A 23,084-nucleotide genomic window follows, 5' to 3' on the forward strand; every position below is an offset into this window, starting at 1 on the left:
TCTCCTTTTATATTCATTAGTATCTTTGTAAAATAGCTAAATTCCATTTTAAATACTTAACTAAAAGTGAGTATATATGTTTTATTAATTGATAAGATATGACGGATATTAGTAAGCCGATGCAAAAAGCTATAAATACATTATAAACATCGGAATAACTGATTTGATGAAACCCTTTAAAGAATCCTAATCCTATTAATAAGATAGGTGAAATAATTAATAATGGTGTAGCAATTATAAGTGCTAGAAGAAGCGGTAATAGAAAGAGTAATACGAAAAAGGCGATAATGATAAATATAAAGTTTAAAACACTTAAGCTCATAACAGAAAATAGTGCTGTCATAATATTTTTTAGGCTGCGTTTCTTGTCAGCTTTACTTATTACATATGAAATATTAAGTTCTTTAGCGATAGTTTTAGGATTTCCTAGCTTTTTAGAAATTTCCTCTTCAGATATTCCATCTTGTTTACCACTAATAAAATGAGTTTCGTACTCCGAGATAATATCCTCCTTTTCTGAATTAGGCATATTCCGTAGGGAAGAACTAAGTTGTTCTAAAAATTCACTTTTGTTCATAACGATCACTTTCCTTTATAAAATGATGAATTATGGCTGAAAATCCTATCTTTTTTCTAAACAGCACACACAATCTATATCTACTTTTTGAAAGGAGATATACTAATTGCGAATAACATTCCAAATAATGGGTATTCCATTATTTACAAATATATCACTTACTATTGTTCTTTGCAAGGTACTATAAGATTGTTTAATATTATAAATGGGTGAAAATATTTTTGCGTATTTTTAGAAGAGATATAAAAATGTTATTTTAAGATAAACAAAAGGTTGTAAGCGCATTCTTTAAAACTTGTCAAAATAATTTCAAATTCATATTGTTGGAAAAATAATGCATTTGTAATATAATGATAAAGATACTTCACCAGCTTAATTAACTAGGTGAAATTAAAATCTTTATTACACACATTATGAAATAAAGGGATGATTAGTTTGAGTACAGGTGTAAAAGCAAACGACGTGAAGACAAAAACAAAAGGAGCAGATCTTGTTGTTGATTGTTTAATTAAACAAGGTGTTACACATGTTTTCGGTATTCCAGGAGCAAAGATTGACTCTGTATTTGATGTATTGCAAGAAAGAGGACCAGAGTTAATCGTTTGTCGTCATGAACAAAATGCAGCATTTATGGCAGCTGCTATTGGTAGATTAACAGGGAAACCGGGCGTATGTCTTGTAACTTCAGGACCAGGGACATCAAATTTAGCGACAGGTCTTGTTACTGCGAATGCGGAGAGTGATCCCGTTGTTGCTTTAGCTGGTGCAGTACCGCGTACGGATCGATTAAAACGTACGCATCAATCTATGGATAATGCTGCACTATTCGAACCAATCACAAAATATAGCGTAGAAGTAGAGCATCCTGATAATGTGCCAGAAGCACTTAGTAATGCATTTCGAAGTGCGACTTCCACAAATCCGGGAGCTACTTTAGTAAGCCTTCCGCAAGACGTTATGACTGCGGAAACAACTGTAGAGTCTATCGGTGCGCTTTCTAAGCCACAGCTTGGAATCGCTCCCACACATGATATTACATATGTAGTAGAAAAAATAAAATCAGCGAAATTACCAGTTATTCTACTTGGTATGAGAGCGAGCACAAATGAAGTGACGAAAGCTGTTCGTAAATTAATTGCGGATACAGAACTTCCTGTTGTTGAAACATATCAAGCAGCTGGTGCGATTTCACGTGAGTTAGAAGATCATTTCTTCGGCCGCGTTGGATTATTCCGTAACCAACCAGGTGATATTTTACTAGAAGAAGCAGACCTTGTGATTTCTATCGGTTATGATCCAATCGAGTATGATCCAAAATTCTGGAATAAACTTGGCGACAGAACGATTATTCATCTTGACGACCATCAAGCAGATATCGACCATGATTACCAACCAGAGCGTGAATTAATTGGAGATATTGCCTTAACGGTAAATAGCATCGCGGAGAAATTACCGAAACTTGTATTAAGTACGAAATCAGAAGCGGTATTAGAACGATTACGCGCGAAATTATCAGAACAAGCAGAAGTTCCGAACCGTGCTTCGGAGGGTGTTACGCATCCACTTCAAGTGATTCGTACACTTCGTTCTTTAATTAGTGACGATACAACTGTTACATGTGACATCGGTTCCCATTCTATTTGGATGGCGAGATGTTTCCGTTCTTATGAACCACGTAGATTATTATTTAGTAACGGTATGCAAACGTTAGGTGTTGCACTTCCTTGGGCAATCGCAGCTACTTTAGTAGAACCAGGTAAAAAAGTAGTTTCCGTATCAGGTGACGGTGGTTTCTTATTCTCAGCGATGGAGTTAGAAACGGCGGTACGTTTAAATTCTCCAATCGTCCATCTTGTTTGGAGAGACGGCACATATGATATGGTTGCATTCCAACAAATGATGAAATACGGTAGAACATCAGCTACAGAGTTTGGTGATGTTGATCTTGTGAAATATGCGGAAAGTTTCGGAGCGTTAGGTCTTCGTGTTAACACGCCTGATGAATTAGAAGAGGTATTAAAAGAAGCATTAGCAGCAGATGGTCCTGTCATTATTGATATTCCAATTGACTATCGTGACAATATTAAATTAAGCGAAAAATTATTACCAAACCAATTAAACTAATGGAGGCAGATTTGAGATGACTGTTGCGCAATTAATTGATATTGATGCAAAAAAAACGAAAACGAGTAATGAAGTATATCAAACATCTACAATGCTTGCGCTATTAGATGGTATATATGATGGTGTGATTAGCTTTGAAGATTTGAAAAAACATGGTGATTTTGGCATCGGCACATTTGATCAATTAGATGGTGAAATGATTGCATTTGATAATGAATTTTATCATTTACGTTCAGACGGTTCAGCAGAAAAAGTAGAACCAGAAGAAACAACACCATTTGCTACTGTAACGTTTTTTGAAAAAGAAATGAGTTATACGGTAGAGCATCCGATGAATCGTGAAGAAGTTGAAGCGTTATTACATGAATTAATGCCAAGTAAAAACTTATTTTACGGTATTCGAATGGACGGTACGTTCCGTGAAGTAAGAACGAGAACTGTTCCAAGACAAGAAAAACCGTATACACCGCTCGTTGAAGTGACGAAATCACAACCAATCTTTTCATTTGAAAATACAGAAGGTACGCTTGCTGGATTTTGGACACCAGATTATGCGCAAGGTATTGGTGTAGCTGGATTCCACTTACATTATATTGATGATGAAAGAAGCGGGGGTGGACATGTTTTCGACTATGTTATAGAAAACTGTACGATCCAAATTTGTCAAAAAGCTCATATGCATTTAGCACTTCCAGAAACAGCTGATTTTATGGCGGCTGAATTATCAAGAGAAAACTTAGAGGATAATATTGCAACTGCGGAAGGTGCAGAGTAAGAGGGAAAGACTGTTCCATTTTGGAACAGTCTTCTTTTATTCGTAATGTTATTATTTGTCGATAAATCGATATTTCTTGTCGAACCGTTGATATATTGTAAGTTACGATAGATATATTTGAAAGATCATTGATATCGTTTATTTCTTTGAAACAAACGGATGCCCCTTATAATAAAAACGCCACGGATAATGTACAGCTTCTTCTGCATAGTCGATATTAATACGAGGTCCTGCTGCTATTTTATATTGTGATGATATATGTTCATCTTTTGGGACCAGTTCAATATGCAATGTGTCACTTTGTAATGATAAGCCTCGTTCTTTTAAAGTAATTCCGAGTGCACGGCATAGTTTGCCAGGACCGCTTGTTAAGTTTTTATATTGCGCTTTTGTAATGTCTGTTTTGTTGTAGCGCGCTAGTTTTATTTCTTCAATACCGTCTACTGGCTCAAGGGCTCGAATGAGAACACCTTGCGGGGTGCCCACTGGCGCCGTAATAACGTTAAAACAATGGTACATACCGTAAATTAAATATACGTAAGCATGCCCTGGTGCGCCAAACATAACTTCTGTGCGATCTGTCCGTCTGCCGCCGTAACTATGTGCGGCCTTATCATCTGGGCCTTTATATGCTTCTACTTCTACAATGATTCCGCTTCGCTTTATGCCGTCTACAATATGAACAAGTTTTTGCCCGAGTAATTTTTTTGCGACTTCTAACGTATCGCCTTCATAAAAAGAAGGAGGTGCCTGCATTGTACTATCTCCTTTACTAAGTGTATATGTATATAGTAAACCAAATTTTCAGTAGTAATTCTAACTCGTTCTATTTGCTACATTTATTTCATAAATTATGGATAGAGTACAACAGCGAAGAGGGGGAGTGCGACATGATTTATCGCTTACTAGCTCTTAATATAGATGGGACACTACTATACAACAATGGAAAAATTGCAAAAGGATTAAGAGAAACAATTGAATTTGTGAAAAGAAAAGATGTATACGTTACGTTATTTACGAGCCGTAATTTTCAATCCGCTCATAAAGTAGCAAAGGCGTTAAAATTAGATTCTATATTAGTGACACATGGTGGTGCTTTCGTTTCAGCAACGTTAGATAAGCCGTACGTTCAAAGAAGATTATCTGAAGAGAAGACTTTTAACATTGTGCAAGTGTTAGAGCACTTTGATTGTAACGTACGTATTTCTCATGAACGGTTTTCGATAGGAAATCGTGAGAGAAATACACCAAACTTAATTGCGCGCACTGTATTATCAAGCGCAGATCCGTTATTTTATCCAGTTCAATTTGTAGATTCGTTAGGTGACGCGCTTCGTGACCATCCGGTAGCGGCGCCAAAAATTGATGTTCTTTTCCAAAGTAAAGGTGAAAAAGAACGCGGGCTAAATACATTAAGAAAAGCATTCCAAGATGTAGAGTATGTTGAATGTGATTCAAAACGAATAGAAATCTTGCCGCAAAATGTATCAAAGTTACGCGGATTACAATTGCTTGGAGAGCATTTAAATATTTCGCTAAATGAAATGGTTGCGATTGGAGATAGTATGGAAGATTTAGAGGTTATTGAAAACGTGGGACTTGGTGTAGCGATGGGGAACGCACCTGTAGAGTTAAAGCAAGCAGCAGATTGGATTACACGTTCAAATAGTGAGAACGGTGTAGAATACATGATTAAAGAGCATTTCCGTAAGCAATTCCCGCTTCCGTTTTTGAAGAATCATAAAAATACACCGAAACGATGACAGAAAAACGTAGCTTTTTGGCTACGTTTTTTTGTTGAGCTTATTAAAAGGAATGAAAACGTTTTAAATTGTGAATTGTGTATGGGATTCATACAATTCACTTGAATCCTTTAGAAAACTAATGTAAAGTGGATGATGTTGCCAAAACAGTTACACCACATGAAATATTCTTCAGATTAATTTTATTGAGCTCCCGTACGTAAAAACATTTCCGCATGATAGTTTAGTTCACGTATTATTTCAAAAATGAATTGTAGTAATTTTATTAAGTAGTTGTAGCGTTCCTTTGTTTTATTTAAATGGATTATTTTAAGTTAATGTGAGTAAGACCTGGTACATATGAAATGTGCTTCTTTTTGTGATTTTAGGAAGTTTAAAAGGGGGAATGAATTTCTTGAGGAAATCATTTAATCAAAAAATTAAAAAGTTAAGTAGTAGTTTAATAGTTGTATTACTAATATGTATGAATTTTTTAATCCATTTACCATTTAAAGCGGAGGCAGCTACAACAGAGTTAAAAGGTTTAGGTGATGTATCTTATTACAACGCCATCATTTTTGGAGATCATAGTGCAACGAGTGCGGATATTGAAGGTGCGATGGCTGTTCAGAAAAATATGAACGCATCAAGTTATACAGTCGTAGCGGCTGCAACTGGAGCAAATAACTTAGCTGGAGCAACTTGGGTAGATGAAGGATATCCATCATTATTACTAGGCGGTCAATTTACGAAAGCGGGAGCAGGACAGGTAATTATTCAAGATGGAACAGTGGCGATGACAAAAGACGGTGACCCAGATGGCGCAATGAAAACGTCATATGACCGTATCTCTTATAAAGAGCAAGCGGAGATTGATGCTAAGTTTAAAGAATTTAGAAAAGACGTTGATGGTGTAATTGGGGATGCAAGTAAACTATACACTGATAAGCCAAAAACTAATATGAGCTTTGGAATCGGTGAAGATGTAAACAACCCTAATATTTATGTCTCTTCAGGCCAGACGGGAAAGAAAGCATTTGATGTAAAAGACGTTTTTCTTCCGAATGTAGAGAATAAAGACTTTATTGTTATTTATTCAGATGCAGAAGAAGTGAGTTTTGGTGGCGGTGCAATTTTGTATGATACAAGAAATACTGGGATGGCGACGGATTTAATTAATACATCTCAAGCATACGATCCTAATTCATCTTTTACTGAGTTAGCTAGTAAGGTAATTTGGGTATTTCCTAATGCTACAAAGATAACAACTAAAGGTTATGGTGTAGTAGGTAGTGTGTTTGCACCTAATGCAGTTGTAGAAACAAAAGGTGGTTCTATTAATGGACAAGCCTATGTTGGAGGATTACACCAAAGAGATGGTTTTGAGGTTCATAACTTTAAATTTAACTGGCCAAAGTGGAATAAACCAGCAGTTGAAAAAGGACATTTACAAATTAAAAAAGTTGATGAAAACGATGAAAATATTGTTTTAAAAGACGCAAAATTTGATGTTATAGACAAGGATAATAACGTTGTGGCTACTGTTACAACAAACGAAAAGGGTATTGCGGAAGTTAAAGATTTACCACTTGGTGACTATTTTGTAAAAGAAATAAATGCACCAGAAGGATATATAAAAGTTGATACACCAGTCAAAGTAACAATTGATAATACAAACGTAATTGAACTTGTTATGAAGAATACGAGAAAAGTAGAGAATGGCCAATTTAAATTATTGAAAAAAGATAGTGAATCTGGTCAACTTCTACCAGGTGCAAAATTTGATGTTATCGATAAAGATGGGAAAGTTGTGGAAACAATTGTTACAGATGATAAAGGTGAAGCCTTATCGAAACAACTTCCAGTTGGAAGCTATACATTAAAAGAAGTAGAAGCACCGAAAGGATATGAATTATCATCTAGTTCAGTTTCTGTTGATGTAGAGGCTAATAAAGTAGTGACTGTAGATGTGGTGAATAAAAAGATCTCCGAAAAAGTAACGGGTCAATTTGAAATCGTGAAAGTAGATGCGAAAGATAAAACGAAAGTATTATCAGATGCAGAATTCGAAGTGTATAAAGGTGGTAAAAAGGTAGCAGAACTAAAAACAGATGAGAGTGGAAAAGTGATGTCACCGAAATTACCGCTAGGTGAATACACAGTGAAAGAAACGAAAGCACCAGCGGGCTACAAGCTTTCAAATAAAGAATGGAAAGTAACAATTCAAAACGAGAAAGAAGTAGTAAAAGTAGAGGCAGAAAACGAAAAAATCTTAGGTTCTCTACAAATTATTAAAATGGATGATAAAGATCAAACGAAACGCTTAGCAGGCGCAAAATTTACATTGAAAGATGCGAAAGGAAATGTTGTAAAAGAAGGAATTACAACAGATAAGTCTGGAACGGTTAAAGTAGACGGACTTGTGCCAGGTGAATATACGTTAGAAGAAACAAAAGCACCAGAAGGTTATGAGTTAACAAAACAAATAATTCATGTAACAGTTGACGGTGAAAAAGTTGTTGATGTAAAAGTAACGAACAGTAAGAGCCTTGGTCAATTCGAAATTGTAAAAGTAGATGCGGAAGATAAAACGAAAGTATTATCAGATGCAGAATTCGAAGTGTATAAAGATGGTAAAAAAGTAGATACGTTACGAACAGATAAAACTGGTAAAGTAGTTTCACAGAAATTAGAGCCAGGAAAGTACACATTAAAAGAAACGAAAGCACCACAAGGATATAAGTTGTTAAAAGAAGAAATTGAAGTCGTTGTAGAAGCAAACAAAGTAGTAGAAGTACAAGTAGAAAACGTAAAAGAACTAGGAAGCTTACAAGTAATCAAAAAGGATTCGGAGAGTGGAAAAGTTCTAGCAGGTGCAGAATTTAAATTAAAGAACGAAGCTGGTCAAGTAGTTGGAGAAGCGAAAACAACGAATAAAGACGGCGTTGTGAAATTCGAAAGCTTAGTGCCAGGAAAGTATACGTTAGAAGAAACGAAAGCACCAGAAGGTTATAAGGCGTTAGAAGTAACAGTAGAAGTAAACGTTGTAGCAAATGAAGTAGTAAAACAAGAAGTTATGAATGAAAAAGTGAAAGAAGAAATTACAGGTCAATTAGAAATTACAAAGGTAGATGCCAATAATACAAATAAAACTTTAGCAGGCGCAGTGTTTGAAATTTGGAAAGACGGAACAAAAATCGACACATTAACAACAAACAAGAGCGGTAAAGTGACTTCTAAGAAGTTAGAACCAGGAGATTACACTTTAAAAGAAATCCAAGCGCCAGAAGGATATACTTTATCCGATAAGGAAATGAAATTTACGATTTCTAATGAAAAAATTGAAGTTGTAAAGCTTCAAATTACAAATAAAAAAGATACAGAAAAAGGTCCGGAAAAACCAGGTGAAGGAACAGAAAAACCAGGTGAAGGAACAGAAAAGCCGGGTGAAGGAACAGAGAAGCCAGGTGAAGGAACAGAGAAGCCAGGTGAAGGAACAGAGAAGCCAGGTGAAGGAACAGAAAAGCCGGGTGAAGGAACAGAAAAGCCAGATGAAGGAACAGAGAAGCCGGGTGAAGGAACAGAAAAACCAGGTGAGGGAGTAGAAAAACCTAATTTACCAGAAAAAGGACAAGGTTCTTCTAATAATCAACAACTTCCAGCTACAGGACACAATACGAATTACGTTCCATTCATCGGTTTTATGCTTCTGTTACTAGGAATACGTTTAAGATTCATGGCTAAAAATAGTTAAAAGATGTATAAAAGGCATCAGAGATTATACAATCTCTGATGCCTTTTAAATTAATACAGATAAATATTTTAAGCTTCAATTACGCTAAGCATTCTGTTTATAAATGCAGCTGCGTGAGCGCGTTGTGATGGTCCTTTTGGTACGAATTGATTAAATTCATTACCTTTTACAATTCCAAATCCATACACTCTTTGTACTTCTTGTTTAGCGTAAATTAAGTTTTGGTCTACAAATGGTAGTTCAACTTGTTTTGCAAAAATACCAGCGTGTTTTAGAGAACGATCAATCATAATAACAGCTTCTTCACGTGTAATTGTGGTATTTGGATCAAATGTATTATCACCACGTCCGCGGATTATGCCTGCGCTTGCTGCACGATTAATACCGTCTCTTAAAGATGGGTGTACTTGTTCTAAGTCTGTGAACTTAGCATTTCCACTTGGTAATTGTAAAGCACGAGTAATTAGTGTAGCGAATTCAGCACGCGTTACAAGACGTTCTGGGAAGTACTTGCCGTTCCCTTCTCCTTGCATAATGCCTCTAGCTGCTAATTGACGAATGTCTTGTTCATACCATCCACCTGTAATGTCATCAGTTACTGGATCTTTTTGGTTTTCCTTATAGTATGTTTCAGTTCCTTTTAAGAAAGCATTCCATTGTCCGCGTTGAATCATAAACGCAGGGCAGTTTTTCCCTGACCAAAATTGATGTTTTTGGACCTTATCTAGAGAAATATTTAAGTCGTTCATTAAATAAGCTGCCAATTTACGGGCATTTTCTACCGCTTTTTCATAGTTTCCATCTTGATTAACGGCAATTTCAATTCCGATAGATTCATAGTTTCCAGTTTTATTTCCAGCATGCCATCCAACTTCATTTACTGGAAGATGTTGATAAATTTCTTTATCATCTACTGTGAAATGCCAAGATGCGGCGCGATCAGCTGTTCCGCGTGCTTGATTATCTAAGAATTTTGCATGATTTAGAGCATTAGCACCTTTCGCTGTATTAGCCGTTTCGTGAATCGTAATATATTTAGGTACCATCGGGTAGCCAGGGCGAATATCGTCATTTCCTTTAGGGACAATCATTTCTTTAAATGTAACGCCATAAATATTGTTTGTTTGTAGAGCATCTGGAGCTCTTAATAAACTATTTTTAGCAGAACGAACGTTTTTTAGTAATGAAGCTTTTGTACCTTCAAATGTAGCAGAAGGTGCATAAATCCATTTTGCTGTTTCATTTATTTGGACTTTAAACCAATTTCCAGCTTGTTCAGTAGGAGTAATGACTTGTGGCTGTAGTTTCCCTTCTTCGTTAAACGATTGGAACGGAAGTGCATGTATGGAAGCTTCTTCTTTTACGATTAATTTTTGGTTAGATAGTTTATGAATCTCTTGAACTTCTAAGCTATTATCATTGTTATCTATCCATCCAGCGCCAGTTGACGTCGTTATGTAGTAAGCATTTCCTTTTTTCTTTGTCGCCGTTACGACTTGTTCTGTAATCTCGATATTCGATTTGTTTTTTAAATCATTCGCGGTATATAATGAATGTTTTTTTGAAGTGTATAGTAGGAATTGACCAGTAACCTCGATATCTTCTTCATGAGTACTATGCTCATTAACATGCTCTTTAATACTTTTAAAAACTTGATCCTCCGTATATACTTCGGCGGATTTTTCAGCACTCTCTGCAAATGAATAAGTAGGTGCAAGAACAGTTTGTAATGCAAGAGAGAGAGTTAATACACTATAAAATTTCTTTTTCATATTTTTTTTAACACATTAGATTATGGAATCTAGTGTTAACATTCCTCCTTTATATATTGTATTTTCGCTATGTAACGATTTTTTGTACTAATAAATTTTAACAAGAGAAAATCATGATGTCTATATACATGAGCGATATTCATAAAAAGAATTATTTGAAAAAATGTAAGAGAAACAGGTAAAACCTTCTGTATTGACCTGTAAACGCCCTTCAAGTAAACTAAAGAGAGTTTGCAAATGAAAAGGTGATAATGTGTTAATTTCAATTAAAACGTTACAAGATGATCGTTTTTTACGTCCGCTACAAAATATTGGCGGCTTATTTTTTGAAGATAGTACGATTGGATTTGAACAAGAGGAAGCGAATCTGATCGTTGATATACACATTGAGGATAATGTGAAAGCATCCGCTCGATTAACGGATGTTAGCACAGGAAATGTGTATGAAGAAACATTCTCGAAAGATTTATCTGCTTTCACAGATGAAAAAGAGCGTATGAAGCAAGTGAAGCACGTTGTTTCTTATGTATATCTTTCTGTTCTTCAGCAGTTAACTGGACTTGAACAAAGCTGGGGTATTTTAACGGGAGTACGTCCGACGAAACTTCTTCATAAAATGCTTCAAAATGGTATGTCAAAGGAAGAAGCGCATCAAGAACTTCGTGAAAGTTATTTAATTCATGAAGAGAAGATTGAACTTCTTCAGCGCATTGTTGATTGCCAATTAGCAGTTGTTCCGGATTTATACCGTTTGAAAGAAGAAGTAAGTATTTATATCGGTATTCCGTTCTGCCCAACGAAATGTGCATACTGTACATTCCCGGCTTATGCGATTAATGGACGCCAAGGGTCTGTTGATTCGTTCTTAGGTGGTTTACATTATGAAGTTCGTGAAATTGGTAAGTTTTTAAAAGAAAAAGGTGTGAAAGTTACGACGATTTATTATGGCGGCGGTACACCTACAAGTATTACAGCAGAAGAGATGGATATGCTGTATGAAGAAATGTACGAAGCGTTCCCAGACGTGAAAAATGTACGTGAAGTTACAGTTGAGGCAGGTCGTCCAGATACGATCACGCCAGCAAAGCTAGAAGTGTTAAATAAATGGAACATTGACCGTATTAGTATTAATCCGCAGTCATACCATCAAGAGACACTAAAAGCAATTGGACGTCACCATACTGTAGAAGAAACAATTGAGAAATACCATTTAGCTCGTGAAATGGGAATGAACAATATTAATATGGACTTAATTATTGGTCTTCCTGGTGAAGGGTTAGATATCTTCAAGCATACGTTAGATGAAACAGAAAAGTTAATGCCAGAATCATTAACAGTTCATACGTTATCATTTAAACGTGCTTCTGAAATGACGCAAAACAAACGTAAATATAAAGTAGCAGGTCGCGAAGAGATTACAGCGATGATGCACGAAGCAGAAGAGTGGACGCAAAAGCATAATTACGTACCATATTACCTATATCGTCAAAAGAATATTTTAGGTAACTTAGAGAACGTTGGTTATGCAATGCCGACGCAAGAGAGTATTTACAACATTGTCATTATGGAAGAAGTACAATCAATTATCGGACTTGGTTGCGGTGCATCAAGTAAATTTGTTCATCCGAAGACGGGGGCAATTACGCACTTCGCAAATCCGAAAGATCCAAAATCATATAACGATGGCTTTGTAAAATATACAGAAGATAAACTGAAAATTTTAGAAGAGCTATTTGTATAAGAGGGAGAGTGTTCCAAATCGGAACACTCTCTTTTTTATATTGTCAGCTTTTGTCAGTAAGGCGATATATTCGAAAAATCGCTGCTATAAATTGAATTGCGGTCGATATATTTGAAAAATCGCCAATATAATTTCATGTATCAAAGGTTTGCACGTGTTGTAAAACTATGTCGATAATAATCAGAAAAATTAGTCAAAACATTGAAGGACAATGTCTACTTATGGACGAAATGATAGATTTATGAAAGAGAAAAGGGGGAAATTGTTGGCATGTACATGACGATAGGGAGAATTTTTGATTTATCTGTTGGTAAGTATCCGAATAAAGAGGCGTTAGTGGAACCTGAAAAAAATATTCGCTGGACATATAAACAGTGGGACGAACAAATAAATAAAACGGCACACGCTTTATTAGAAGACGGAGTAAGAAAGGGAGATACGGTATCTGTTTACTTATATAACTGCCATGAATTTGTAAACGTTTACTTAGCTTGTGCGAAAATTGGTGCGATTTTTAACCCAATTAACTTTCGTTTAAAGGCGAAAGAAGTATCTTATATTCTTCAGGACGCATCCTCGAAAGTCGTTGTCTTTGAAAAAGCAGTTGAGTCAACTGTTGCTATCATTGAACGAGATTTTCCAAATACATCTTTTTGGTCTATAGAAAACGATAAACCTTCCTATGCAAGTTCCTACCATGAAAAAGTGAATGCAGCATCTTCTGAGAAAGTAAATATCGAAATTGATGAAATGGACTTTTGTTCTATGCTTTATACGAGCGGTACGACAGGTCATCCGAAAGGTGTGTTACATCGTCATCGTGAAATGGCTGAGCATAGTATGATTTGTACGTATTTCCTAAAATATAATAGAGATAGTGTGGGGCTTGTTGTTGCGCCTTTATATCACTGTGGTGAATTAAATGCCGGAATCATACCACGCATTCAAGTTGGCGGGAAGAATGTTATTTTGCATCATTTTGATACAGAAACAGTATTACATACGATTCAAGAAGAAAAGATTACGACGTTCTTTGCAGCACCGACGATGTGGAATATGTTGTTGCAAAAAGATTTAACTCAGTATGATTTAACTTCAATGAAAATTGGTATATATGGCGGAGCGGCAATGGCGCCGGCGTTAGTGAAGGAATGTAAAGAACGTCTTTATATTGACCTTGTTCAAATATACGGAATGACAGAAATGGGACCAGTTGTTGCGTTTCTCGTAGAGGAGGATCAAATTACGAAAGCTGGTTCAGCAGGCACGCCATGCTTTAGCCACGAAGTTCGTATTGTGAAACCGAACGAGGAGGCACCGGCAGAACCAGATGATGTATTACCTCCTTATGAGGTGGGAGAAATTATTTTACGTGGCCCAACTATGATGGCTGGCTATCATAATCGCGAAGAGGCAAATAAAAAATCGATGTATAAAGGATGGTATCATTCTGGTGATTTAGGATACTTCGATAAAGATGGTTATTTATTCGTTGCAGATCGCGTTGATGATATGGTAATTAGCGGTGGTGTAAATATTTACCCTCGTGAAATTGAAGATTTCCTTCATAGTCATCACGGTATATTAGATGTGGCGGTACTTGGTGAGCCAGATGAATTATGGGGAGAGCGTGTGGTGGCAGTTATTGTGAAGAAAGATGAAACAATAACAGAAGCTGATTTAGAAACGTATTGCAAAGAAAGTGACGAATTAGCAGATTATAAGCGTCCGCGTCATTATTTATTTGTAGATGAACTTCCGCGTAATGCGAGCGGGAAGTTGCAGAAGTTTGTGCTGAGGGAGTCATTGAAAGGGACAAAAAAATAGAAAGTGGGGGATACCCACTTTCTATTTTTATTTGCGTGAAAAACCTTCTTCATCAAGGTATTCCGCAGCTTCTGGATAAGAGTTGAATGTACCGTCTAAGTTTACACCAGCGTACACGTTCCACATGTCATCCTCTGAAATAAGAGTAAGAATATGACCATCTTCGTTCTGCCATTCTTCTTCTTTCGCAGGTTCTACAGGTGCTACTACTTCTTCTTGTGATAGAAGGTCAATTGATTTCTCAATTACTGAACGTAACTCTTCTGCTGAAAACTCGCGGATGTTAACCATACCTTTATCATCCGTTTTGTAACCTTTAATACCGCTTGCATACACAAATCCATTTCCATTTGGGTGTAAATGAAATACAACGTTCTTTTTATCTAAACGACTTTCTTCAAAGTGGAAGTTTACACGTTTTAATGATACGTTCTTTCTTTCTAGTTCTGGGAAAGATTCAATAATCGATAATTTTTCTTCAAAAGTTAGCATAGTGCCTCCAAGTATATAGTAAAAGATTTAATTTGTTCATTATAGCATAGTTGCAATTGTTTCCAAAGATAAGGGGGAAACTTTTCATTAAATCCGTTTACGTCACGAGAATGTAAAAAGTGAGCTAACGAATGTATCTTTTTAGGTGTACAATGGAACATGGACTTTATACAAAGGTGGTTTTTTTATGTTTCAAAAAATAGCAAAGGAATGTTTAGCAGGATTTACTGTTGCGATTGTTGCGTTACCACTTGCGATTGCATTTGGTATTGCCGCGACAGGAACGTCTGAGGGAGCGCTTGTTGGATTATATGGTGCGATTTTTGCAGGTTTATTCGCAGCGTTATTTGGCGGGACACCTGGGCAAGTAACGGGGCCAACTGGACCAATTACCGTTATCGCAACGGGAGTTATTGCGACGCACGGGTTAGAGGCAAGTTTTATTGCCTTTATGATGGCAGGATTATTTCAAATTTTATTCGGTGTATGTAAGCTCGGTTCTTACGTTCGATATATTCCGTATCCTGTCGTTTCAGGATTTATGAATGGTATTGCATTAATCATTATTTTAGGTGAAATAAAGCATGTACAAAATAGTTTTCTACTTGTTGTGTTAACGATTATTGTAATGATTGTTTCTGGCAAATGGATTAAGGCGATTCCGTCTAGTTTAGTAGCACTAGTCGGTGTGACAGCTTTGCTTCCTTTATTTTCTTCTCTACTCGAAGGACTTGCAGTAAAGTTACCGATTATCGGAAATCTTTCACTAAATAAAGTAATTGAAAAGATTGGAACCATTCCAGAAGCGATGCCTACGCTTCATATTCCATCTTTAAGTGGAACAGGAATAGCAGCACTTATTTTACCAGCGCTTAGTATTGCTTTATTAGGATCGATTGACTCGTTGTTAACATCGGTCGTAATGGATAATGTGACAGGTACGCGTCATAAAAGTAATAAAGAGCTTGTTGGACAAGGTATCGGTAATATGATGAGCGGATTGTTTGGCGGATTAGCAGGTGCAGGTGCGACTGTAAGATCTATCGTGAATATAAGAAGTGGTGGTAAAACGGCACTTTCGGCATGTATGCATAGTGTTATCTTATTTATTTTTATTATGGGTCTTGGTTCGGTCGTACAATATATTCCACTTGCTGTATTATCAGGTATTTTAATTTTAACTGGTATTGGAATGTTCGATTGGGAAAGCATGAAAAAGATGCATGTCGCTCCTAAAGGTGATGTCGTTGTTATGCTCGTAACGATGATTGTAACGGTGAAGTTCGATTTAATGATTGCCGTTGCATTCGGTATTATTCTTTCGTTCATCATATATATGGTGAAATGTAAAGAACGTAAAACTTCTATCGTAAAAGAAAGAGAAGAAACGTATACAATTCAAGGACCGCTCTCTTTCCTATCAGTAGATCGTATTTTCTCTACTTTACAAGATGTGAAGTCACCAGTTGTATTACGTATGAAAGATGTGCGTTATATGGATGTATCAGGAGCTATGGCATTATTAAATTTTGTTGAGCAATCAAATAAAGTAGGGGCAAGTGTAAAGCTTGAGCAAGTACATCCAAGTATTGAAAAAACAATTGTAGTAATGGCAAGCGATGAACAGAAAGAGCAATTGAAAATCTTAAGTGTTTAGATGGCAATTAGAATATCTCACAACTTTACATAAATTATAATGTAGAGTTGTGGGATATTCTTATAATGTTTTTAGTAATATGTATCGCAGTGATAGAGAGGAAGAGCTCTTTTTGCGTAACAGAAACGGTTATAATGTGTACATATATAATGGAAGGAATTAGAAAAAAATTGTGAAGAGATAGGTTTGAATTGGTTCTGTTTTCTATTTTGAAAAAAAAACCAAGTATTCAACCTATAATAAATTTGTTATGATAACCAATGGGATAAAGTGAATCCCTATCGTTTAAAACAATATGTTTGAGAGTATATGTATAAAAGAAAAGAGAAAAAATATGAATAAAACATTTGTAAAAGGAGCAGCAATTTTAACCATTACAACTTTTTTGTCGAAATTGCTTGGTAGTTTTTTTCAAATTCCATTACAAAATATTGCAGGAGATGAAGTGCTAGGTATTTTCCGCCTTGTTTTTCCTGTATATATGATTGCTCTTACATTATCGGTAGCCGGAGTTCCACTTGCAATTTCGAAACTAATTGCAGAGTTGAACGAAAAAAATAAGCAAAAGGAAATTGCGAAATTATTTAAATCAGCGTCAATTATAGGGATAGCATTTGGCGTTTTCGGCTGTTTAGTCATTGTATTATTTTCTATTGAAATTGCAAATATGCTCGGTGGACAAGAAACTAGAATGCCGTTGCTTATTACTTCATTAGCATTACTCATTGCGCCATACATGGCGGTGTATAGAGGGTATTTCCAAGGTTTCGGTGATATGAAACCAACAGGAGTATCACAAGTCATTGAGCAATTTGTCCGTGTGTTTTTTATGTTAATAATTGCTTACATACTAGTATCGTGGGATAAGAGTAATACTGTTATTACTAGTGGTGCGATGGTTGGCTCTTTTCTTGGAGTCATTAGTTCGCTTATATATTTGCGTATAAAATATAATAGAAGTCCATACTACAATAAAAGCAATTCCTATTCGCTCCGAGATTTAAGAGAAAACGGCAAAAAGATATTGCGGGTATCGATCCCAATCGCTATCGGAGCTTTATCAATGCCGCTTTTAAATTTAGTAGACTCGCTTACAATACCGCATGTATTACAAGGATCATCAACAGAAATTCAAGAACAATTTGGAATATACAGTCGCGGTTTTGCATTCACGCAAATAATTGTTATTTTTGCAAGTGCAATTGTATTTCCGTTAATACCACTTTTAACTTCCGCATTGGCCAAAAGAGATATAAATTTGGCGAAAATAACAATTCAAAATACAAATCGACTAGCGCATGTTTTGACAGCACCATTAACAGTATGGTTGATGGCATTAACAGTACCGTTAAATGTCGGATTGTTCACAGACGTAAAAGGCAGTAGTATGTTAACAGTTATGATTGGCAGTTCGTATTTTACTGCGGTTATGGTATTATCAATAGGTGTTTTACAGGGGATTAATCGTTCTGCACAAGCTGCATGGATTGTTATTGGCGCGAGTTGTGTGAAAGTCGTGTTAAACATTATGTTAGTGCAGAAGTTTGGCATAGATGGAGCGGCGTATAGTACATTAATTACTTACGTATTGATTTGTATTGTAAATCATTTGTATATTCGAAGCTATATTGCCTATTCTATTCATTTCAAAAACTTTTTCGGTGTGCTAGCAATAGCATCTATTTTAGGACTAGGATTGTATGAACTATTTAATGTGATAGATGTTACATCTTCAAGAATTATGACGTTATTATTCAGTGGTATAGCATTAAGTATTACAACCATTTTGTATGGTGTATGTGCTTTGAAATTAAAATGGATATCAATAAAAAAAATACCATTTTTGAAAAGATAAATATAAAAATTTAATTTTTTATTAAAATTCATATGAGCTGATAAAGAGGAAACTATGTAGGGTATTAAGTGTTTAGGTAAGGAATGGGTACCAGTTTATGTTAGATGAAATAAACGGTTACCTAGTTTTGGAGGAGATTTAGGGTGCGTTTAGTCTTATCAGGATATTATGGTTTTTATAATGTTGGAGACGAGGCGATTCTACAATCAATTATTGAATCGTTAAGTAAAGAGAACCCGGATATAGAACTAGTAGTACTATCAAATGATTCTAAATATACAAAGGAAAGGTATGGTGTAGAATCGGTAGATCGCTGGAATATAAAAGCTGTTTATCATGCAATCAAAAACAGTGATGGAGTTATTAGCGGTGGCGGGAGCCTTCTTCAAGATCAGACAAGTACGAAGAGTATTCTATATTATACGGGTATTATGGGACTCGCTCGATTATTAAAAAAGCCGTATTATATTTATTCACAAGGAATAGGTCCAATTACAAAAGGATATAATCGTCTATTAGTAAAATGGAACTTGTCAAAAGCTTCCTATGTATCAGTTCGAGATGAAGATTCGTTTTTATATTTAAAAGAACTTGGCATAAAAAACGATATTGAAATTGTTCCAGACCCTGTTTTAACATGGAAACGGACAAAACAATCGGATTGGTTGCAAAAGCATTCGATACATGGAAAAGTAATCGCGGTTAGTGTGCGTTATTGGAATTCAAAAGAAGATTATGTAAAAAAATTAGCTACGGCATTAAAAAAATTAAAGCAAGAAGGATACCAAATTCTATTTGTTCCAATGCATGAGCCATTTGATCAAAAAGCTTCGCGTGAAGTAGTAGACTTAATGGGAGAAGAGACGTATATGCTTCCATATAAAATGGATATCGACGAGAAAATATTCATTTTATCACAATGTTCATTACTAATTGGTATGCGTCTTCATGCACTTGTTTTTTCTGCTGTAGCCAAAACTCCAATGGTCGGGATTTCGTACGATCCGAAAATTGATTCGTTTTTAAGTCAAGTGAATCAGCCAGTTATAGGAAGTGTGGATGGCGAATGGAGTGCGGAGTATTTATATGAAATTGCGAAAAAGCAATTAATGCAACAAGGAACTGTGGAGCAAGAGTTACAATTAATAATAGATGAGCTTCGGTTGCAAGGCAAACAGGCAACAAAGAAACTCATTGATCATATGGAAAAAGACACTTTATTAAAAAAGTAAAGTGTCTTTTGTTTTGAATTTAATGAAAATTATAATTATAAAAACGTTTTATTTTAATTCCTATTTATTATGCTAAAATGATTGCGATTATTATATAATCAAATTTGTGATAATAAATTCGTAGATTACGAGGAGGATAACCTTGAAGACTTTTTCAAAAGGTATAACAGCAGTGGCATTAACGGGATCATTACTTTTAACTCCTATTTCAAGTTATGCGGCAAATGATGATATTACAGGACATATGTTTGAGACGCATATGCGCTCACTTATTACTAAAGGAGTTTTAATGGGGTATGGTGAGAATGTATATGCGCCTGATAAATTAGTAACAAGAGCAGAGTTTGCTACATTCATAGCAAGGTCTTTAAATTTACCGAAAGCTGATTCGAATTTCGAGGATGTGCCGAAGACTTACGGTTTATATGATGGTGTAAGTAGAGCATATGGAGCGAAAATTATTAATGGTCGTACGAACGAGACGTTCTCACCAAATGATGTGATTACACGTGAAGAAATGTCGATAATGGTAAAGCGAGCATTAGACTATAAAAATATTAAAGTAGCTGTAAGTCCGCTTACCTTTACTGATAAAGATAGTATTAACTATAAAGAGCATGTACAAGTTATGGTGGCTACTCAAATTATTAAAGGGTATCCAGAAGATAATACATTTAGACCACATTTATCAGCTACAAGAGGGATGGCTTCAGCTATGTTGGATCGTATGCTTCAGACGATTGAAAAAAACGGAAATAGCAATCCTGTAGAAACTAAGAAATATGTTGTGACAAATGTAAGAGAAAACGGAACAGAGCAAGAAGTAGAGCGCTATAATACGTATAAAGAGGCAGTTACGGCTGCTCAAAATAAAGGTATGAATGCGGTAAAATACGAGAACGAATTCTTATGGATTAAAGATGGTTTTGCAAGTGCGAAAAGAATAACTGGGCAAAACATCATTAATATTTATGATGAGAATTTGTCAACAGTATATACGTATATTCAGTATGGAACAGAATTGAAAGTGTTAGAAGTTGGCGAAGATCGTGTGAAAGTTCAACTTTCTGGTTTGACAGGTTATGTGAAGAAGAATGAAATCACTTTAATTCCTACAAATGAAATGAAACAGTCGTCTTATTATGTGAAATCAGATGGATATTTATACCATAAATATTATACATATAATACAAGTTCACCTGGATATACAGAATTTAGATATGGTGTGGCACCTTCTTTCATGAAGCAAGGACAGCAAATGTATAGTGTAGATGGAAAAACATTTGGAGATGAAACTTTCTATCAATATTTCAATTATTTATCATTACGTTCGAAAACAAATTATACAGCTGAACAACTAGATAGTTATGTGAAATCGATTAAGCCAGACTCTCCATTAATTGGTTTAGGAAAGAAATTTAAAGAAGTAGAAAGCAAGTATAATGTAAATGCATTATTCTTATATTCATTAGCAATCCATGAAAGTTATTATGGAACAAGCGCTCTTGCAAAAGATAAAAATAATTTATTTGGTTTAAAAGCAACAGACGATAGTCCATATGGTAACGGGGAAGCATTTAATTCAAAAGAAGATTGTATTGAACATGCAGCAAAATTATACATGAATGAAGGATATTTAAATCCAGGACATTGGCGTTATACAGCAACATATACAGGTGATAAAGCTGCTGGTTTAAATGCGAAATATGCATCTGATGCGAACTGGGGTAAAAAAGTAGCGGGGCATATGAACCGTTTTGATTCTTATTTAGGTAAAAAAGAATACAACAAGTATAAACTTGCACGTGTGATGAATAACGTAGAAGTGAAAAAGAATCCTAGTATATCAAATGAGCGACTGTATCGTTTGAATACAAATGTAGTTGTCACAGTTACTGGTGAAGAAATAATAAATGGAAAAGCGTGGATTAAAGTTATTTCAGATAATCCTACTGTAACTGAAGCGTATATTGCAAAAGAAAGCTTAGAGTACGTAAAACATTAATTAAATAAAAAAGAAGGTGCTACTAATATTTCGTAGCACCTTCTTTCTATTCAATTTCAAAATCAACAATGATATAAGCGAGTATAACAACGAAGAAAATACTAACGGCTGGCGCTGTTAATACGTGGCCAGACATAAAACCAATGCCAAGTGATAGAATGAGTGTGCTCGCTAATAGCATATACTTTACTTTCATGATTTTCTTAAAGTTTGTGATCATGCTGATGAATAATTTAATACCAAAGTATAGAAGTGGTATTAAGTAAATAAGGAAACCGACAATGCCAAAGGCGAAAAATAGGTCATGGAAGTCCATTTCAATTAATTTAATTTTATCTGTGTAGTTACCAGCGTAACCCATTCCGAATAGTTTTTGTGAAAGCGGTGCGTCTTTATAGTATTGTTTGTATGTTTTTAAGAATTTGTCGCGATCACTATAAATTAAACTTTTCACTTCAGAATCTGTAAGTTCACCTTTTGCATGTTTTTTTGCATCTTCTGGATCTTCTTTAATTACTTTTCCTTCTTTTCGATCTTTCTCTTCTTGTACTGATTTTTTGTATTCGTATATTTGCATGTGAATGCCCATATTTTTTGCGATAGGAGTATGCGGTGTAAGAGCAATTAAACCTCCTAGTATAACTGCGGCAACAATGGTATTTACAATATGTGTAAATCCTTTTCCTTCTTTTTTACGATTTATCATGTATTCAATGAATGAGAAGAAAAGTGCTACGCCTAATGTAATAACAATTGCGCCATATCCGACTTTCGTTCCGACCATAATACTTGCATACATCGCAAGTATTGTTGGAATCCAGTAATATATTTTCGAGAAAGAAGTTGTTTTATGTATCGAATATAAGACAATGATTGGGAACATAATGGCGAAAAGAGAACTTAAATCATTTCCAGCGAAGAACCAACCTCTTGAACCGATTTTTGAGTGAGGATAGCTTGGGAAATCTGTTCCAGTTTGCATTGCGACAATCATTGTGATGCTTAAAATTAAAGTTGCATATAAGAAATATGTAATGATTTTATGAAATACATACTCTTTATTTTTTAGCTCTTTAAAGGCGATAATATATCCAAACAGTAGCACAATTGGATATATGCTCTTTAAGATGAATTTAACTTCTTCTCCAAATGAAACTGGAGATTTAACCATCATATTATTTACAAGACCGATTGCGAGTGCGATTCCGAGTAAACATAAATAGAGGATGTACTTTTTCGCATCTTGTTGTTTGTGATGAAGAAGTAGGTATCCTAATGCAAGAAGCATAAAGGCGAAACGGACTACAACTCCAACTGTTGCGCTCATGTGTAATATATAGATTGAAAAAGATGTTAATAAATCTAAAATTGGTTGAAACACAATGAATAGCAATAGGAAATGTGGGAAGTAGTTATCCGTTTGTTTCAACTTAGTAACCATATGTTCCTCCAGTTCTTCATTCCTTTATTACAACACCCAAAAGATGGGTATAAAGCCTTTTTTACATAGTAAGGCGAATGAATTTCAATA

Annotated in this window: 15 protein-coding genes; 10 read left to right on the forward strand and 5 right to left on the reverse strand. The window is 35.4% G+C overall.

Going from position 1 to position 23,084, the window contains the following annotated elements:
* Window positions 1-16 precede the first annotated feature (16 nt).
* Window positions 17-577, reverse strand: coding sequence for an HAAS signaling domain-containing protein (locus tag BCG9842_RS04300; RefSeq protein WP_001042971.1), 561 nt, complete (start codon window positions 575-577; stop codon window positions 17-19).
* A 435-nt stretch (window positions 578-1,012) separates the two neighbouring features.
* On the opposite strand from BCG9842_RS04300, the gene alsS reads away from it, so the two are divergent.
* Both alsS and alsD read left to right on the forward strand, forming a co-directional pair.
* Window positions 1,013-2,701 carry an acetolactate synthase AlsS gene (alsS, locus tag BCG9842_RS04305; RefSeq protein WP_000103522.1) on the forward strand — a complete coding sequence of 563 codons (1,689 nt, stop codon included), beginning with the start codon at window positions 1,013-1,015 and terminating at the stop codon, window positions 2,699-2,701.
* Between the two features lie 16 nt (window positions 2,702-2,717).
* On the forward strand, window positions 2,718-3,476 hold the full coding sequence (gene alsD / locus BCG9842_RS04310) for an alpha-acetolactate decarboxylase (protein ID WP_000215018.1): 759 nt from the start codon (window positions 2,718-2,720) through the stop codon (window positions 3,474-3,476).
* Window positions 3,477-3,614: 138 nt separating this feature from the next.
* Here the strand turns inward: alsD and BCG9842_RS04315 are convergent, their stop codons facing one another.
* The gene (locus BCG9842_RS04315) at window positions 3,615-4,232 is read right to left on the reverse strand and encodes a DNA-3-methyladenine glycosylase (RefSeq protein ID WP_001148793.1); all 618 of its coding nucleotides are present in this window, start codon (window positions 4,230-4,232) and stop codon (window positions 3,615-3,617) included.
* A gap of 134 nt (window positions 4,233-4,366) precedes the next feature.
* Here BCG9842_RS04315 and BCG9842_RS04320 point away from each other — a divergent pair, with 134 nt between their 5' ends.
* Both BCG9842_RS04320 and BCG9842_RS04325 read left to right on the forward strand, forming a co-directional pair.
* Complete coding sequence (locus tag BCG9842_RS04320; protein ID WP_000640419.1) at window positions 4,367-5,239, forward strand: Cof-type HAD-IIB family hydrolase; 873 nt, start codon at window positions 4,367-4,369, stop codon at window positions 5,237-5,239.
* 385 nt (window positions 5,240-5,624) lie between these two features.
* Window positions 5,625-8,972 (forward strand): SpaA isopeptide-forming pilin-related protein, encoded by a 3,348-nt coding sequence (locus BCG9842_RS04325; protein ID WP_049772070.1) that lies wholly within the window; start codon window positions 5,625-5,627, stop codon window positions 8,970-8,972.
* A gap of 68 nt (window positions 8,973-9,040) precedes the next feature.
* Here the strand turns inward: BCG9842_RS04325 and BCG9842_RS30905 are convergent, their stop codons facing one another.
* On the reverse strand, window positions 9,041-10,744 hold the full coding sequence (locus BCG9842_RS30905; RefSeq protein WP_000726533.1) for an S-layer homology domain-containing protein: 1,704 nt from the start codon (window positions 10,742-10,744) through the stop codon (window positions 9,041-9,043).
* A gap of 253 nt (window positions 10,745-10,997) precedes the next feature.
* Between BCG9842_RS30905 and BCG9842_RS04335 the strand changes: the two genes are divergently transcribed.
* Both BCG9842_RS04335 and BCG9842_RS04340 read left to right on the forward strand, forming a co-directional pair.
* A complete protein-coding gene (locus tag BCG9842_RS04335; protein WP_000908777.1) occupies window positions 10,998-12,485 on the forward strand; it encodes a coproporphyrinogen III oxidase in 1,488 nt (495 codons plus the stop codon).
* Window positions 12,486-12,755: 270 nt separating this feature from the next.
* Window positions 12,756-14,312, forward strand: a complete 1,557-nt coding sequence (locus tag BCG9842_RS04340; protein ID WP_000281977.1) for a fatty acid--CoA ligase — start codon at window positions 12,756-12,758, stop codon at window positions 14,310-14,312.
* Window positions 14,313-14,339: 27 nt separating this feature from the next.
* Here BCG9842_RS04340 and BCG9842_RS04345 read toward each other — a convergent pair whose 3' ends face one another.
* A complete protein-coding gene (locus tag BCG9842_RS04345; protein WP_000954998.1) occupies window positions 14,340-14,804 on the reverse strand; it encodes a hypothetical protein in 465 nt (154 codons plus the stop codon).
* A 187-nt stretch (window positions 14,805-14,991) separates the two neighbouring features.
* Here BCG9842_RS04345 and BCG9842_RS04350 point away from each other — a divergent pair, with 187 nt between their 5' ends.
* The 4 genes from BCG9842_RS04350 (at window position 14,992) to BCG9842_RS04365 (ending at window position 21,553) form a co-directional block, all read left to right on the forward strand.
* Window positions 14,992-16,461, forward strand: coding sequence for a SulP family inorganic anion transporter (locus BCG9842_RS04350; RefSeq protein WP_000486648.1), 1,470 nt, complete (start codon window positions 14,992-14,994; stop codon window positions 16,459-16,461).
* 334 nt (window positions 16,462-16,795) lie between these two features.
* Window positions 16,796-18,316: a putative polysaccharide biosynthesis protein gene (locus tag BCG9842_RS04355; protein ID WP_001044006.1), complete on the forward strand. Its 1,521-nt coding sequence runs from the start codon at window positions 16,796-16,798 to the stop codon at window positions 18,314-18,316.
* 143 nt (window positions 18,317-18,459) lie between these two features.
* Window positions 18,460-19,548, forward strand: coding sequence for a polysaccharide pyruvyl transferase CsaB (gene csaB / locus BCG9842_RS04360; RefSeq protein WP_001241599.1), 1,089 nt, complete (start codon window positions 18,460-18,462; stop codon window positions 19,546-19,548).
* A gap of 142 nt (window positions 19,549-19,690) precedes the next feature.
* Window positions 19,691-21,553, forward strand: a complete 1,863-nt coding sequence (locus BCG9842_RS04365) for an S-layer homology domain-containing protein (protein WP_000847500.1) — start codon at window positions 19,691-19,693, stop codon at window positions 21,551-21,553.
* Between the two features lie 46 nt (window positions 21,554-21,599).
* Here the strand turns inward: BCG9842_RS04365 and BCG9842_RS04370 are convergent, their stop codons facing one another.
* A complete protein-coding gene (locus tag BCG9842_RS04370) occupies window positions 21,600-22,994 on the reverse strand; it encodes an O-antigen ligase family protein (RefSeq protein WP_000256705.1) in 1,395 nt (464 codons plus the stop codon).
* Between the last annotated feature and the right edge of the window lie 90 nt (window positions 22,995-23,084).

This window comes from Bacillus cereus G9842 (genome assembly GCF_000021305.1).
Classification (GTDB): domain Bacteria; phylum Bacillota; class Bacilli; order Bacillales; family Bacillaceae_G; genus Bacillus_A; species Bacillus_A thuringiensis_S.